The sequence below is a fragment of the Bacteroides sp. 14(A) genome (assembly GCF_000526555.1).
Taxonomy (GTDB): Bacteria; Bacteroidota; Bacteroidia; order Bacteroidales; family Bacteroidaceae; genus Bacteroides; species Bacteroides cellulosilyticus.
Genome location: NZ_JAGH01000001.1, coordinates 1,042,942 through 1,060,180, shown reverse-complemented (window position 1 = coordinate 1,060,180; position 17,239 = coordinate 1,042,942). Strand labels below are relative to the sequence as shown.

Below are 17,239 nucleotides of genomic sequence, written 5' to 3'. Positions count from 1 at the left end.
ACCGGGTACAGTGAGGACAAATAATTGTTCCAAACATCCGATATCTTAAGAAAACTAAAATACAATTTATCTATATTTGAGGCTGCAAAGATACGGATATTATTTATAATTTTGTCCTCACTAACAGAAGAACAACAGTTATGAAGACAATGATACTTCTTGCGTGCCTCTGTTGCACGCTCTTCTCTTGCGAGAATGTGGAGAAAAAAGCCGGTGAAAAATTGCAAACCGCCCGTGAAGCTTTTGAACGGGGAGACTTCAGTGAAGCAAAAATGCAGATTGACAGCATTAAGATATTATACCCAAAAGCTTTTGAAACTCGTCGTGAAGGCATCAGTCTGATGCAGCAGGTAGAACTGAAAGAACAGGAAAAAACACTTGTTTACCTGGATAGCCTGCTTCAAAAGAAACAAAGCGAATTGGATGCCATAAAAGGGAAATTCACCCTCGAAAAAGATGCCGAATATCAGAAAATAGGCAACTATCTGCACCCCTCACAAGTAATAGAAAAAAATCTGCATCGTTCATATCTCCGCTTTCAAGTAAACGAAACCGGACAAATGAGCATGACTTCCATTTATTGTGGTCCAAGCAATATTCATCACATCAGCGTAAAGGTTATCGCACCCGATGGTAGTTTTGCTGAAACACCCGCCTCCAAAGATAGCTATGAAACAACTGACCTGGGGGAAAAGATAGAAAAAGCTGATTATAAAATAGGAGAAGACGGCAATGTTATCGGTTTCCTTTATCTGAATAAAGACAAGAATATTAAAGTGAACTATCAGGGTGAACGCCCCTACTCCACTACGATGACTCCGGCCGACCGCCAGGCAGTAGCCAGTGTTTATGAACTGGCACAGTTACTTTCATCTATCACTGAAATTAAGAAAGAGATGGAAGAAGCAAATCTGAAAATAGAGTTTGTGAAACGGAAGATGCAGGAAAGGGAAGAAAAAGAGACGGAACAAGGAAAATAAACAAATTAAAGAAACCATTAAAACTCAAGATTGTTAAAACTACATTCGGAATAATATCTATAATCGAAAGCAAAAATAAGAGTTTTGCAAATTCTTTGTAAGTTTGATTTAAGAGTCCAACATCTATTTATTTTTCAGATTTCACATACTATATATACGATGTAGGATAGCAACCTTTATGCCTTTTGATCTTTATTTCTATCTTTGTACTGAAAAACAATGTCATTCATTATGGGAACACCTTTTGTATATGGACGAATAGCCGATAAGAACAATTTCACGAATAGAAAAAAAGAAGTTGAACTGCTCAAGCGCAACTGCCGTACTGAAAATAAGCCATTCCGTATGGGATGATTTCGCCGCTTCCGTCCGAGAATATTTGGGGCGACTACTACCTTCTGTCACATTCTCAGATATGGCTCAAACATGCGAATTATCTTTCGGACTTGATTTCAAAGACAATAAAATGACATTTGATGAAATCTTGGATTTGCCACAAGCCATCAGTAGGGATTCCGGCAAAAAGATGGTGGTTTGTATCAACGAATTTCAAAATATCAACGAGTATGACGACCCTTTGGCATTTCAGCGGAAGCTACGCTCGCACTGGCAGAAACATACGGACGTATGCTATTGCCTGTACGGCAGCAAAAGACATATGCTACTGGATATTTTTCATAATTACAACATGCCTTTCTATAAATTCGGGGACATCTTATTTCTGGAAAAGATACCCAAAAAGGATTGGATCGAATTTATCGGAAGAAAGTTCTCTGAAACCGGAAAGGAAATTTCAGGAGAATTATGCAGCATGATTACCGACCTGATAAAGAATCACCCCTATTATACCCAACAATTAAGTCAGCAAGTGTGGTTTAGAACCGCGACAGTTGCCTCAGCCGAAGTAGTTGATGAGGCTTTCAGTGATATTATCGGGCAACTTAGTTTGCTTTTCGCCAATATCATCGATACATTGACACCACGGCAAATAAATTTTCTACTGGCAGTAGCCGATGGGGTTACAAACTTCTCATCAAAAGAAGTACTCATTAAATATCAGTTGGGGACATCTGCTAATATCAAAAATCTAAAAAAGGCAGCAACTGAAAAAGATTTGGTTGATATTTTACCGGGAAACCGGATAGAACTACAAGACCCCGTATTTGAACATTGGCTGAAACATATTTATCGCACGAGATGAAATCGTTAAAGTCCCGAAAACAAGGTTCTTTTCCATTGTACCAATAATATGCGCTAAGAAGCATTCTTATAGAGAATAAAAAGAAATATCTTCCTAAATATAAAAACGAACGCGGGACAACTACATTAAGAAGTCATCCCGCGTTCGTTATAATATAATTTATGCCATGAAAATTCTATTACCACTGCAACCGTGGCAAGAACTTACTCAAGCAAGTACGTAATGCACTCAAGGTAATAGGCTTTACCAATACTTCCGAAGCACCGGCAGCCATTGCATTTTCACGGTCAGCCGTAAAAGCATAAGCAGTCTGCATGATAATAGGAAGTTCTTTCTCCTCTTCACGGATAATCTTTGTTGCTTCCAAGCCATTCATGATAGGCATTTTAATATCCATAAGAATAGCAGCTGTCTTTCCACGGTTCTCTTTGAACAGATTAACCATCTCTTCACCGTTCTTCGCCCACAATATCTCGCATTTTTTGCCAATAATAGCCTTTATCAACTTAAAGTTACTATCATCGTCTTCCGCTACCAGTATCAGCGGACGGTAATCTTCTGATAAATTCCCTGTTTCCATGACCAATGTATTTTTGTTTAATGAGGCAAAGATATAAAAAATAATATAAATATATTATCTTTGGAGAAGATATGCTGCATCTCGGCATAAAAAATGAACGAGTTCATTTTATTCTGTACTCGGTTTGCACTATCTTTGCGCCTCAATTTAAAAATAGAGTATGATTTCAATAGACGGACTGGCCGTAGAATTCGGCGGCACCACCTTATTCAGTGACGTTTCCTTCGTTATTAATGAAAAAGACCGCATCGCCCTGATGGGAAAGAACGGAGCGGGAAAAAGTACCTTACTGAAAATTCTGGCAGGAGTACGCCAACCTACCCGGGGCAAAATCTCGGCACCTAAAGACAGTGTTATCGCTTACCTGCCGCAACATCTGATGACGGAAGACGGACGAACCGTATTCCAGGAAACCGCACAGGCTTTCTCACACCTGCATGAGATGGAAGCAGAAATAGAACGCCTCAACAAAGAACTGGAAACACGTACCGATTATGAAAGCGACAGTTATATGGAACTGATTGAAACGGTTTCCGCCCTGAGTGAAAAATTCTACTCTATCGATGCTACCAACTATGAGGAAGATGTAGAGAAAGCTCTGTTAGGGCTCGGCTTCAGCCGCGAAGATTTCAACCGCCAGACCAGTGACTTCAGCGGCGGATGGCGTATGCGCATCGAGCTTGCCAAACTACTGTTGCAAAAGCCGGATGTACTGTTACTGGATGAGCCTACCAACCACCTCGACATCGAAAGTATTCAGTGGTTGGAAGATTTCCTTATCAATAATGGTAAAGCTGTTATTGTCATCAGCCACGACCGCAAGTTTGTAGATAATATCACTACCCGTACCATTGAAGTGACGATGGGACGTATCTATGATTATAAAGTAAATTATTCCAAATATCTGGAACTCCGCAAAGAACGTCGTGAACAACAACAAAAGGCTTACGACGAACAACAGAAGTTCATTGCCGAAACCAAAGAATTCATTGAACGCTTCAAAGGCACTTACTCCAAAACCCTGCAAGTACAAAGCCGCGTAAAAATGTTGGAAAAGTTGGAAATTTTGGAAGTGGATGAGGAAGATACTTCGGCACTACGGTTGAAATTTCCGCCATCCCCACGTTCCGGCAATTATCCTGTAATCATGGAAAACGTAGGTAAAACCTATGGCGATCATGTAGTATTCAAAAACGCTACACTGACCGTGGAACGGGGAGACAAATTAGCATTTGTCGGCAAAAACGGCGAAGGTAAATCCACCTTGGTAAAATGTATCATGAAAGAGATTGAACACGATGGCACGCTGACACTCGGACATAATGTGCAGATCGGTTATTTCGCACAAAACCAAGCTTCCCTGCTGGACGAAAACCTAACGGTATTCCAAACGATTGATGATGTGGCAAAGGGAGAAATACGTAATAAGATACGTGACCTGCTGGGTGCTTTCATGTTCGGTGGACCAGAGCAATCCATGAAGAAAGTGAAAGTGCTTTCCGGTGGAGAGCGCACACGACTCGCCATGATTAAACTGTTGTTGGAACCGGTAAACCTACTGATTCTGGATGAACCGACGAACCACCTCGACCTGAAGACCAAGGACATTCTGAAGCAAGCGCTGTTGGATTTCGATGGTACACTGATTGTAGTAAGCCATGACCGTGACTTCTTGGACGGACTGGTTACCAAGGTCTACGAATTCGGTAATAAACAAGTAAAGGAACACTTAAGCGGCATCTACGAATTCCTGGAAAAGAAGAAGATGGAGTCACTCCGCGAACTGGAAAGGTAAACGTTCCTTAACAGGGCTTCCGCAACTTTTCTTGCGTCATATTGTTTCATTTTTATAAAACTCTAATTACGAGAACAATGAAACGATATGACGCTATAATAATAGGCTTCGGCAAAGGTGGCAAGCTACTGGCGGTCGAATTAGCCAACCGCAACTGGAAAGTGGCGGTCATCGAACGTTCCCCGGACATGTACGGTGGAACCTGTATAAATGTAGGATGTATCCCTACTAAAACCATGATAAACGAATCGGAATTCGCCGAACGTATCTATCAAGACGATTATAAGAAACAATCCAAGTTATATTCCCTCGCCCTAAGGCGCAAGGATAAGTTAGTCACCTTTCTTCGAGAAAAGAACGTCGAAAATCTGACGAATAACCCTAATATAACATTGTATGACGGAACTGCATCTTTTCTCTGTCCGGACACAGTAAAGGTAGTTCCTTCACCGGAAAGTGAAGATTACTTTGAACTGGAAGGAAAAGAAATCTTTATCAATACCGGTTCTACACCTATCCTACCCGATATTGATGGATTAAAAAACAGCCGATACATATATACAAGTGAGACATTGCTGCATAGCGAGATTCTTCCCCAACACTTGCTGATAATAGGAAGCGGAGCCATCGGGCTGGAATTTGCCACCATGTATGCCGGATTCGGCAGCAAGGTCACTATTCTGGAAGCCGGTAAACGCTTATTGCCGAAAGCTGATCGGGAGATTGCCGAATATATGCAGGAAAGTCTGAAAAGAAAAAATATAGAGATACGTCTGAATGCACGCGTACAATCCTTACATGATACAGCGGACGGCATTACCGCCGCCTATACGGATGCCTCGGACGGCACACCTTACTTTCTTGAAGGCGATGCCCTACTCATTGCAACAGGACGTAAACCTATGATAGATGATCTGAATCTGGAAAAAGCAAAAATACAGGTTAATGTACAAGGAGGGATCATTGTCAATGAGCAATTACGTACTACTGCACCACACGTCTGGGCTTTGGGAGACGTCAAAGGTGGGGAAATGTATGATTACCTTTCAATTGACGATTCCCGTATCATCTTAAATCATCTTTTCGGTAATAAGGAACGTTCTGTTGATGACCGCAATCCCGTACCTTACGCCATCTTCACAGATCCACCTATGGCACATATCGGTCTGACGGAAGAAGAAGCTATGAAACGTGGATATCCCATCAAGATTTCACGTCTGCCCGCCTCCGCCATCCCTCGTGCACGTACTTTGCAGAATATGGATGGGATGCTAAAAGCTATTGTAAATACGGATACAGAGAAAATACTGGGCTGCTCACTCTTCTGCGTGGATGCACCGGAACTTATCAATCTGGTAGCATTTGTCATGAAAACCGGACAGAAATCTTCGGCTTTACGTAACTTCATATTCACCCATCCCAGTATGAGTGAAGGTTTAAATGAATTATTCAAGGCTTTTTAATAACTAACATTTGGTAATTAAGCCGTTAACTTCTATCTTTGTCCGCAATAAAAAAAATAAGGATGCAGAGAAAACGGTACATAACACTCTTTTTTATATTCATCAGCATGGTCATGCTGGTGGTACCGGTTATTCCTCACCACCATCACAATAATGGGTTGATATGTATGAAGAATGACATAACTCCCAATTGTTGCGGACAACAACACACCCCGGATAGCGAACATTGCTGTTGCGATACGGGATGTGTTACTACTCACTTTTTCCAGCAAACTCCCAGCTCGGACAACGGATGGACACATCCGGATTTTCCACTGGTTATCACATTATTCTCCGAACCCCTTCTCAGACTATTGGTCCTCCCCGAAGAAAGCGGGCAAAGACAGGACTGCATATACCAGGAGTCACTTCATGGCACGTATCTCACACGTGCCACAGGACTTCGCGCACCTCCGTGTGTTCTTACTTTATCGTAAAGTCTGCAACTTTATTGCAGGCTTTTATCTCTAATTTTGCACACAGATAAAAGTAAGAACATTAAAATATCATCATGAAAAAAATTCTTTTTATGGGAGTCATGGGATTATTCCTGTTAGGCTCTTGCAATAGTAAATCCGGCGACGGACACGAAGGTCATAATCATGAAACAGAAAAACATGAGCACGAAGGTTGTGATCATGATCATGAAGGCGAAGACCACAATCACGAAGGTGACGAACATAACCACGATGGACATAGCCACGATGAACATAGCCACGATGAACAAACAGCGGCCGGACATAGTGACGAAATCATTCTGCCTACTGCCAAAGCACAGGCTGCCGGAGTAAAATCCAATGTTGTAGAACCGGGGATTTTCCATCAGGTTATAAAAACCAGCGGTCAGGTAATGGCAGCACAAGGAGATGAGAGCGTGGCTGTAGCAACCGTAGCTGGTGTAGTATCTTTCCGTGGAAAGGTAATCGAAGGTATGAGTGTCAGTAAAGGTACACCACTGGTGACATTATCTTCCAAGAACATGGCGGATGGTGACCCCGTAGAACGGGCACGTATCGCTTATGAAGTTTCCAAGAAAGAATATGAGCGCATGAAAGCCCTCGTAGGAAATAAAATTGTTTCTGAAAAAGATTTCGCTCAAGCGGAACAAGCATACGAAAATGCACGTATCAGCTATGAAGCCGTAGCTAAAAATAGTTCAGCAAGTGGACAAGCGGTAATTTCTCCTATCAGCGGATATGTAAAAAGCCTGTTAGTGAAAGAAGGTGATTATGTAGCCGTAGGGCAACCGTTAGTCAGCATTACGCAAAACCGCAAATTGTTCCTGCGTGCTGATGTATCTGAGAAATATTACCAATATCTGCGTACTATTGGTTCTGCTAACTTCTGCACTCCTTATAATAATAAGGTATATACATTGAAAGACTTAGACGGGCGTCTTCTCTCTTATGGCAAAGCTTCCGGTGGTGATGGTGGATATTACGTACCTGTAACCTTTGAGTTCGACAACAAAGGTGATATTATCCCCGGTTCGTTTGTAGAAATCTTCTTATTGTCTTCCCCTATAGAAAACGTAATATCCCTGCCCCATTCAGCATTGACCGAAGAACAAGGCAGTTTCTTTGTCTACCTGCAACTGGATGAAGAAGGATATAAGAAACAACTTGTGACTCTCGGAGCCGATAACGGTGAAAGCGTACAGATTCTCTCAGGTGTAAAAGCCGGAGACCGCGTGGTAACCGAAGGTGCTTATCAAGTGAAACTGGCAAGCGCTACGAATGCGATACCGGCACACAGTCACGAACACTAAACTTATTTACTATTTGACAAGTTACTATTTACTATTTGGCTGCGCAATGCGTGAAGCTGATGATAAGAATAGTAAATGTCAAATGGTAAAAGACAAGGTGTATCAAATAGTAAATAGTAAATAGTAAATAGTAAATAGTAAAATAGTAAATATATCATCGTGTTAAATAAGATCATACATTTCTCACTTCATAACCGCATCCTGGTACTTGTAGCCTCGGTGTTGTTACTGATAGGCGGAACCTACACCGCCATGAACACGGAAGTGGACGTATTCCCTGACCTCAATGCACCTACGGTTGTTATCATGACCGAAGCAAACGGTATGGCAGCAGAAGAAGTGGAACAACTCGTTACATTTCCTGTAGAAACAGCAGTGAACGGTGCAACAGGTGTGCGCCGCGTACGTTCTTCATCTACCAACGGCTTCTCTGTAGTATGGGTAGAATTCGATTGGGATACGGATATTTATCTGGCCCGGCAGATTGTCAGCGAAAAGTTGGCCGTCGTAAGTGAAAGCCTGCCTACCGGTGTAGGTAAACCGACGCTGGGCCCACAATCATCCATTCTGGGTGAAATGCTGATTATCGGATTGACGGCCGACTCTACCTCCATGCTCGACCTGCGTACAATAGCCGACTGGACCATCCGACCGCGTTTGCTCTCTACGGGCGGTGTGGCACAGGTAGCAGTACTTGGCGGTGATATAAAGGAATATCAGATACAATTAGACCCGGAACGGATGCGGCATTACGGCGTTACGCTGAATGAAATCATGACTGTAACCCGCGAAATGAATCTGAACGCAAACGGTGGCGTGTTATATGAATATGGTAACGAATACATTGTGCGTGGAGTACTTTCTACCGACCGTGTAGATCAACTGGCACGTGCCGTAGTACGTGGTGGAACCGCTTCGGGGAATGCTCCTATCTTACTGGAAGACATTGCAGATGTACATATCGGAGCAAAGTTACCCAAACTGGGTACAGCATCTGAACGGGGTAAATCCGCCGTACTGTTAACAGTAACCAAGCAACCAGCCACCAGCACACTGGAATTAACGGATAAATTAGAAGCATCTTTAAAAGACTTGCAGAAGAACCTGCCACCGGATGTAAAAGTCAGCACAGACATCTTCCGCCAGAGCCGCTTTATCGAAAGCTCTATCGGAAACGTACAGAAGTCCTTGTTTGAAGGAGGTATCTTCGTTGTGATTGTCCTATTCCTATTCCTTGCGAATGTACGTACAACGGTGATCTCATTGGTTACACTACCGCTTTCATTGATTACTTCACTGGTAACGCTGCATTATATGGGCTTCACAATTAATACAATGAGCCTCGGTGGTCTTGCCATCGCTATCGGTTCGCTGGTGGATGATGCCATTGTGGACGTGGAGAATGTATATAAACGACTCCACGAGAATAAGTTGAAGCCTGTGGAAGAACGCCTTTCCATACTGGAAGTAGTATTCAACGCATCGAAAGAAGTACGTATGCCTATTCTGAATTCTACGCTGATTATCGTAGTCAGTTTCGTACCACTGTTCTTCCTCACCGGTATGGAAGGCCGCATGCTGGTTCCACTGGGTATTGCATTCATTGTAGCACTGGCAGCTTCTACGGTAGTGGCATTGACAGTTACACCAGTACTTTGCTCCTATCTTTTAGGAAGAGACAAGAAGAAGGAACAGAAAGAGAGCAGCGACTCGTTCGTAGCACGCAAGATGAAACAGTGGTATGGTGCTGCATTGGCATTTGTACTGGGACATAAGAAGATCGTACTGGGCAGTACAATCGGTTTGTTCGTAGTTGCTCTGGTATGTTTCTTCACATTGGGACGTTCGTTCCTGCCACCTTTCAACGAAGGTTCGTTTACGATTAACATATCTTCTTTACCAGGCATCTCATTAGAAGAAAGTGACAAGATGGGACACCGTGCAGAGGAATTGCTACTCAGCATTCCCGAAATACAAACCGTTGCCCGCAAGACCGGACGTGCCGAACTGGACGAGCATGCACTTGGTGTGAATGTTTCGGAAATAGAAGCTCCGTTCGAATTGAAAGAACGTTCACGTAGTGAGTTGGTTGCCGAAGTACGCGAGAAGTTAGGTACTATCGTAGGAGCAAATGTGGAAATCGGCCAGCCTATCAGCCACCGTATCGATGCTATGCTCAGTGGTACGAAAGCCAACATTGCAATTAAACTGTTTGGTGACGATCTGAACCGTATGTTTACCTTGGGTAATGAAATCAAAGGTGCCATCCAGGATATTCCGGGTATTGCCGACCTGAATGTGGAACAACAAATAGAACGTCCTCAGCTTATCATTTCGCCCAAGCGGGAAATGCTGGCTAAGTTCGGTATCTCATTACCGGAATTCTCTGAGTTCGTGAATGTATGTCTTGCTGGTGAAACCGTATCACAGGTATACGAGAAAGGTAAAAGCTTCGACCTTACCGTACGTGTACGTGATGATCTTCGCGACGAAATGGAGAAGATACGCAACTTGATGATAGATACCAGTGACGGAAAGAAAATACCTTTGAACTACATCGCAGAAGTGCGTTCTGCCATGGGACCGAATACGATCAGCCGCGAGAACGTGAAGCGAAAAATCGTAATCTCTGCCAATGTTGCCGACCGCGACCTGCGCAGTGTAGTGAATGATATTCAGGCCCGTGTGGACAAGGATATTAAATTGCCCGAAGGGTATCATCTGGAATACGGTGGCCAATTTGAGAGTGAACAGGCAGCAAGCCGCACTTTGTTACTCACATCATTAATGAGTATTGCGGTGATCTTCTTACTGCTTTATCATGAATTCCGTAGTGTAAAAGAGAGTGCAATCATACTTATCAACCTGCCACTTGCATTGATCGGTGGTGTGTTTGCTTTGTTGATGACAACGGGAGAGGTGAGTATTCCGGCTATTATCGGTTTTATTTCACTATTCGGTATCGCCACCCGAAACGGTATGTTACTGATCAGCCACTACAACCATTTACAACAGGAAGAGGGAATAAACGTGTACGATAGCGTAATCCGTGGCTCAATGGACCGTTTGAATCCGATTTTGATGACAGCATTGTCTTCGGCTCTCGCTCTTATTCCATTGGCACTGGGAGGAGATTTGCCGGGTAATGAAATTCAAAGTCCGATGGCGAAAGTTATCCTTGGTGGTCTTTTAACTTCCACGTTCCTGAACGGTTTCATCATTCCGATTGTTTATCTGATGATGCACCCTAAAAAACAACCATTAACAATATCAAACAATGAAACGAATTCTCATATTTAGTTTTATCACTTTTTTCCTATATGCGGGAATGCGTGCCCAATCGGTCGGCATAGACGAAGTGCTGCACCGTATTGAAGCAAACAATAAGGAGTTGCAGGCCAATGCGCAACTCATCACTTCACAGAAATTGGAGAACAAGTCGGAGAACAATTTGCCTGATCCCACTCTCTCGTATGCCCATCTGTGGGGATCGGAAGATAAGAGTGAGACGATAGGTGAACTTGTTGTTTCTCAGAGCTTTGATTTCCCGACCTTGTATGCTACACGCGGAAAAGTAAACCGGCTCAAAACCGGTGCGCTTGATGCGCAGTCTGCCGCCTTCCGTCAACAACTGTTGTTGCAAGCTAAAGAGCTTTGTTTCGACATCATCATGTTGCAGCACCAGCAAGTGATTCTGAATGAACGTATGAAACAGGCTGAGGAACTCTCTGCATACTATAAGAAACGTCTGGAGACAGGTGATGCCAATGTATTGGAAACAAATAAGATCAATCTGGAGTTACTGAATGTACGCACAGAATTCCGTACCAATCAGACTGCGCTTGATAACGCCTGGAAATCTCTCTTTGCACTCAACGGAGACCAGTCTTTGCAAGATAATGAGCTGAGCAGTTTCCGCTCCATCAACGACTATCCATTGCCCCTTCTTCCTACCAACTATGAACAGTTACGTTCGGAAGTGTTGGCAGCCGATCAGACTTTGCTGTCATTAAGCAGTGAAAGTGCTGCCGCCCGCAAACAGATTTCTGCAAGCAAACAAGGTTGGTTACCTAAATTGGAACTTGGATATCGCCGTAATACAGAGTCCGGTACTCCATTTAATGGAGTGGTAGTAGGCTTTTCCTTCCCGCTGTTTGAGAATCGTAATAAGGTTAAAATAGCCAAAGCGCAATCTCTGAACCTCGATTATCAGAAAGAGAACGCTGCTTTCCAAGCCGAAGCAACCTTGGCAAAACTATACAGCGAAGCACAATCATTGCAGACTTCCATCCAGGAGTACAGGGAGGCATTCAGTTCACAACAAGATCTTGCATTACTGAAGCAAGCTCTCACCGGTGGACAAATCAGTGTGATAGAATATTTTGTAGAAGTTTCTGTGATTTATCAAAGTAAGCAGAATCTACTTCAATTGGAAAATCAGTATCAGAAGGTAATGGCACAGATATACAAGAGTAAGCTATAAAAATATTATTCTTGTATCATAAAAGTAAAGCGAAGAATCGGCTCCCACAATTGAAGGAGTTGATTCTTCGCTTTCTTTATAAATATCAAACTATAGTTCTGTAATCTTTCCCATAAAGAGGATGGCTCCCGTACTCTTTTCCTTAACCATAAAGGCAAAAGGACGATTCACAAAGAAGGGAACAGGAGAAGGAAAACCGACAGCATTATCAAACATTCCTCCTACTGTAACCGCAGCCGCTTCGGTACCTTCCTCATCCACATTTATATAAGTAAACTGTTGCAGAAGGCCAATATATAATTCTGCACCGGACATATTGGCAAACTTTGCTTTATAAGCATCGAAAGCATCTTTCATCCCCATAGCTATCATGTCCTCTTCCAGCTCTTTGTCATATTCTACTTTAAAACGAGGAAGTTTAATTTGTAGTTCTTTTCCTGCCATATTCTTACTCCACTGTTTCCAGTTCTCATAATTCAGGCTGGGTAAGCTTTCATCCAAGGTCTTATCTCCAGATGGCAACAGTATCACCATACTAAAAGCTTCATTGCCATAGGGTAATTCCGCAATAGAGAAATCATCAGTCTGGGTGTAATTGAACGTTGCGGTCTGGTTCATCATAGCTACTTTCTGCTGACTGCCGTCAACATTGGTAAAGTTATCCTGTCCAGTAGCCGACTTATCAAACTGGCTTTTCCAGATACCTTTAAAATAGAGTGCATTAATCAGATACATACGAGCATCCGCAGGTATTTCCTGAATAACCTCTTTTATGCAATTATTAGTCTGAGTGGCGCACCATTGGTTTATCACATCTTTGGCGGTCGGAGATGTGAAATCAAGTTCTTGCACCTGAGCATCGTACATTTTCTTATTTACATCAACAAAAGAGTCATAAACCTTAAAACCTTCCTCTATCCAGATAGAATTAGCTATTCCGAGTTGAGTTGTATTGTCCAAATCCAACAAAGCTGAAGTTAACTTTTGATTATAGTTGTTCAGATCATCAAGAGAGAAAGTATTGGCAGGGAATCCTAATACATCCTGCATCTCAGCAAGCGTATTATCAGTAGCCCCGTTCGTAATCATGGATAAACAAAGTGATGCACTCAATGGAGACACAAAAACATTCGGTTTTTCTTTTTCGGTACTGCACACCTGATCGAAGAAACGGAAAGCAAAGTCTGTACCTTTGTCCATAAACTCTTGTTCCGCACGGGTAAGATTGATGTCTTGACGTGGTTTAGGTTCCGGTTGAGAAGGATTCTCATCATTCTGACAGGCTGCAAGGATACTGAGTAGGCTTAGCGCAGCAATAGTTTTCTTTAGCATAAGCATTATAGTATTAGTTTTCTATTAAGTTACTCTGTTAGAATAAATGCATAAATTTATGAAATACTGCATCCTATAATAAATAAAACATAAATCTTTCCTATCTTTGCCCTTCGGTTTTGTTGAAGTATGCCTTTCGGTATGCTTCATGAAAAGGGAATTGGGTGTAACTCCCAAACAGTCCCGCTGCTGTAAACTCATTGTCAAGGATTTACCAATCACCTATGCCACTGCCGGTATTCGCACGGTGGGAAGGCGGTAAATCCGGAGTAAGTCAGAAGACCTGCAAAACCTATCAAATTTTATGCCTTCGAGGAAAGGGCATGAGATACTTATATTTTTACAGCTATTTGTTATGATCAAGGATAATCCATGCCGATGCATCTGGCTACAGTTTTGTTTATATTGTTTCACATGCTGCCTTTGTGTCAATTTACAGGCACAGCAGGCGGGAGACTCCATTACGGGAAAGGTACATGCCATTCCGGAAGTTTCAGTAAAAGGACGAAAAATATCAAGCCGCATCACTTCTGCAACTCCAACGCAATCTTTCAGTCGCAAAGATTTTGAGGCACTTGGCTTACAAGGTATAGCAGATGCCGTAAAACGTTTTAGTGGAGTGAACGTGAAAGACTATGGTGGATTAGGAGGATTAAAGACTATTTCTATTCGTAATCTCGGTGCAGCACATACAGCCGTTAGTTATGATGGAATAGCCGTTAGCAACAGCCAAGCAGGCCAAATTGATATTGGGCGTTTTGCAACTGATAACATATCCACACTCTCACTCAGTATTGGACAAAGTGATAATCTTCTACAATCAGCCCGTATGTATGCTTCCGCAGGGATACTTCATATTGTCACAGAACAACCCAAATTCATTTCAAATAAAAAACACAATTTCCACGGACAAATTAAAGGAGGTTCTTTCGGTTTGTTCAATAGCATCGCACGTTGGGAACAACAAGTGGGAACTAACTCAGCCTTTACTATTGATGGGAATTTCCTGCGTTCAGATGGAACGTATCCTTTTACAATAGAGAATGGGAAACATACTGCTACAGAAAAGCGATACAATTCAGACATTTTTTCCTACCAAGGTGAAATAAACTTTTTCCATCAATTCTCTGACAGTAACCATTGGAATACCAAAGCTTATTACTATCATTCCAAACGAGGGCTTCCCGGTGCAGTCATCTTATATAATCCGGAATCTAATGAACGATTAGTAGATGAAAATCTCTTCCTACAGACGCAATGGAAGAAAACGTTCTCACCTGAGTGGACATTACAGGTACAAGGAAAATATAACTATGCTTATAACCGTTATCAAGATAAAGGTTCCCAATATGACAGTGGCAAGGTGACTGACCGACACACTCAAAAAGAATATTATCTCTCTGCAAGCTTATTATATCAACCAATACAAAATTGGACATTTTCTCTATCTCAGGATGGCGTTATCAACACCTTAGATAATACCTTGCCTGATTGCCCTTATCCCACACGCTACACCTCATTGACAGTACTCAGCAGCAAATACACCTTCCCTCATCTGACCGTTCAGGCTCATATACTTGGAACTTACATTTCAGAACATGTAAAAAAAGGAAGTGCTCCCGCTGATCTGCATCGCCTTAGTCCTAGCATTAGTATGAACTATCGTCCATGGAAAGAACATTTGTTCTTCATCCGCGCCATGTATAAGGGCTGTTTCCGTACCCCAACTTTCAACGACCTTTACTATTTCCGAAGTGGTAACAAGGATTTAAAACCAGAAAAAGCGCAGGAATATAATATAGGCATCACTTACGGTGGTTCCCCTTTCACTTTCCTGAATTATTGTTCTATCACACTGGATGGATATTATAATAGGGTTACAGATAAAATAGTTGCTTTCCCCAGCACTTATGTGTGGAGAATGCAGAATTATGGTAAAGTACGTATCATAGGTATGGACGCTACTCTTTCCACAGAGTTTCCGCTTACTCATCGATCAGAAATACATTTTTCCTGTGGATATACTCTACAAGAAGCAATAGACTTAACCAATCCGGAAGCAAAAAATTACAAAGACCAGCTACCTTATACTCCGAAACATAGTGGAAACGCCTCCGCTACAATTGAGACCCCATGGCTTAATGCAGGTTATACTCTGATGGGAGTAGGGAAACGTTATTATCTTTCACAAAATATACCCGAAAACGAAATTGACGGGTATTTAGAACATACTCTCACTATCTCACGTAACTTCAAAATAAGTAACTGCAAACTAAGATTGCAAGCAGATGTAACTAACTTAACCAATAAACAGTATGAGGTAATTAAATACTACCCTATGCCGGGACGTTCATGGAAATTAACAGTAAGTGTTCAACTCTAACAATATTATTATTCACTATTAAATACCATTAATTATGAAAATCAGATCTTTATTATTCAGTGCTATCTGCCTATTGGCACTCGGTACAAGTTTTATCTCTTGCAGCGACGACGATAATGATTCAAAACGAGATGACAGTGGCTCTAAAGTAGCTCTTTCCCAGAATCGAGTGTTCATTTTAAATGAAGGAAGTCTAAACCTAAATAACGCTAATATTTCTTTCTATGATCCGGATAAAACAATAGACTTTATCGCAGATATTTTTCAAAAACAAAATAATGCAAAATTAGGAGACACAGGACAAGACATGATCGTGTACAATGATTATATTTATGTGATTGTTTCCGGCTCCAAATATATTACAAGATTAAATGCAGCCGGTGTGGAACAACAACGCTTCGCTTTTTCCAGCAGTGAAGGAAGTCCGCGCTATATGACTGCTGACGATGGTTATATTTATGTGACCCAATATGGCGGCAAAGTATCCAAACTGAATGCAAATACTTTAGAACGAGTGAAAACTTTTGAAGGAGGAAAAAATCTAGAAGGTATTGCTGAAGAAGATGGACTGCTTTATGTTGCCAATTGCTATACTGTAACAGAAACAGGTGCCTATGAATATTTTAATGAAGTATTCGTTATTGATGCCAACACTATGGAATTGAAAAATACACTTACTGTGAGAAGGAATCCGAATAAACTGTTAGAGAAAAACGACAAAATATTCCTATTGGCTTCTTTAATATGGGGTGGAGATGAAGGAAACGAACTCCAAGTAATAGACCCTAAGAATAACAATCAAGTAACAAGTATCACCGCCGCGACACACATGGCAGCATCAGAAAACACATTGTATTTAATCAACTCGGATACTGACTATTCCAGCTATCCTTACACGACAGTAAATACATTTTTCACTTATAACATATCCACCAAACAATTAAGTGAGGTCAATTTCCTGAAGAATGCACCTGAAGAACTATCCAGCGCAAGCATTTATGTAATGGAAATAAATGAAAAAAATGGTGATATTTATATCGGAACCACTCATTACGTAGATGGTAACGGAGATATTTACCGTTTCAAAAAGGATGGAACATTTGTAGAAAAATTCGATTGTGGCGGTCAAAATCCCAATAACATAGTATTCTTATAATTATATAAATATTTAGCTATAACATATGCTAAAAACCTTGTTGTAAACAAGTAATATTA

11 protein-coding genes, 1 pseudogene and 1 riboswitch are annotated in these 17,239 nt (G+C 41.7%); of the genes and pseudogenes, 10 read left to right on the top strand and 2 right to left on the bottom strand.

What is annotated here, in order from left to right; translation table 11 throughout:
• The first annotated feature begins 140 nt into the window (after positions 1 to 140).
• Together K429_RS0103650 and K429_RS28380 are read left to right on the top strand one after the other, a co-directional pair.
• Positions 141 to 980 carry a hypothetical protein gene (locus K429_RS0103650; protein ID WP_025726075.1) on the top strand — a complete coding sequence of 280 codons (840 nt, stop codon included), beginning with the start codon at positions 141 to 143 and terminating at the stop codon, positions 978 to 980.
• Positions 981 to 1,211: 231 nt separating this feature from the next.
• Positions 1,212 to 2,181 (top strand): annotated as a pseudogene (locus K429_RS28380) (ATP-binding protein).
• 178 nt (positions 2,182 to 2,359) lie between these two features.
• Here K429_RS28380 and K429_RS0103640 read toward each other — a convergent pair.
• Positions 2,360 to 2,761 (bottom strand): response regulator, encoded by a 402-nt coding sequence (locus K429_RS0103640; protein WP_007210435.1) that lies wholly within the window; start codon positions 2,759 to 2,761, stop codon positions 2,360 to 2,362.
• A gap of 160 nt (positions 2,762 to 2,921) precedes the next feature.
• Between K429_RS0103640 and K429_RS0103635 the strand changes: the two genes are divergently transcribed.
• The 6 genes from K429_RS0103635 to K429_RS0103610 all read left to right on the top strand — a co-directional run bounded on the left by K429_RS0103635 (position 2,922) and on the right by K429_RS0103610 (position 12,309).
• Positions 2,922 to 4,556 carry an ABC-F family ATP-binding cassette domain-containing protein gene (locus tag K429_RS0103635; RefSeq protein WP_007210433.1) on the top strand — a complete coding sequence of 545 codons (1,635 nt, stop codon included), beginning with the start codon at positions 2,922 to 2,924 and terminating at the stop codon, positions 4,554 to 4,556.
• A gap of 77 nt (positions 4,557 to 4,633) precedes the next feature.
• Positions 4,634 to 6,019 carry an FAD-dependent oxidoreductase gene (locus K429_RS0103630; RefSeq protein WP_025726074.1) on the top strand — a complete coding sequence of 462 codons (1,386 nt, stop codon included), beginning with the start codon at positions 4,634 to 4,636 and terminating at the stop codon, positions 6,017 to 6,019.
• 62 nt (positions 6,020 to 6,081) lie between these two features.
• A complete protein-coding gene (locus tag K429_RS29690; RefSeq protein WP_081750826.1) occupies positions 6,082 to 6,495 on the top strand; it encodes a DUF6769 family protein in 414 nt (137 codons plus the stop codon).
• A 74-nt stretch (positions 6,496 to 6,569) separates the two neighbouring features.
• A complete protein-coding gene (locus tag K429_RS0103620; protein ID WP_025726072.1) occupies positions 6,570 to 7,826 on the top strand; it encodes an efflux RND transporter periplasmic adaptor subunit in 1,257 nt (418 codons plus the stop codon).
• A gap of 159 nt (positions 7,827 to 7,985) precedes the next feature.
• The gene (locus K429_RS0103615; protein WP_025726071.1) at positions 7,986 to 11,126 is read left to right on the top strand and encodes an efflux RND transporter permease subunit; all 3,141 of its coding nucleotides are present in this window, start codon (positions 7,986 to 7,988) and stop codon (positions 11,124 to 11,126) included.
• Positions 11,104 to 12,309: a TolC family protein gene (locus K429_RS0103610; RefSeq protein ID WP_025726070.1), complete on the top strand. Its 1,206-nt coding sequence runs from the start codon at positions 11,104 to 11,106 to the stop codon at positions 12,307 to 12,309. Before K429_RS0103615 ends, K429_RS0103610 begins: the two co-directional genes overlap by 23 nt.
• A gap of 90 nt (positions 12,310 to 12,399) precedes the next feature.
• Here K429_RS0103610 and K429_RS0103605 read toward each other — a convergent pair whose 3' ends face one another.
• On the bottom strand, positions 12,400 to 13,641 hold the full coding sequence (locus K429_RS0103605) for a serpin family protein (protein WP_025726069.1): 1,242 nt from the start codon (positions 13,639 to 13,641) through the stop codon (positions 12,400 to 12,402).
• A 102-nt stretch (positions 13,642 to 13,743) separates the two neighbouring features.
• A riboswitch (cobalamin riboswitch) is annotated at positions 13,744 to 13,947 on the top strand.
• Positions 13,948 to 13,996: 49 nt separating this feature from the next.
• Here K429_RS0103605 and K429_RS0103600 point away from each other — a divergent pair.
• The gene (locus tag K429_RS0103600) at positions 13,997 to 16,024 is read left to right on the top strand and encodes a TonB-dependent receptor domain-containing protein (protein ID WP_052340626.1); all 2,028 of its coding nucleotides are present in this window, start codon (positions 13,997 to 13,999) and stop codon (positions 16,022 to 16,024) included.
• Positions 16,025 to 16,058: 34 nt separating this feature from the next.
• The gene (locus K429_RS0103595) at positions 16,059 to 17,180 is read left to right on the top strand and encodes a DUF5074 domain-containing protein (protein WP_007210416.1); all 1,122 of its coding nucleotides are present in this window, start codon (positions 16,059 to 16,061) and stop codon (positions 17,178 to 17,180) included.
• The last annotated feature ends 59 nt before the right edge of the window (positions 17,181 to 17,239 follow it).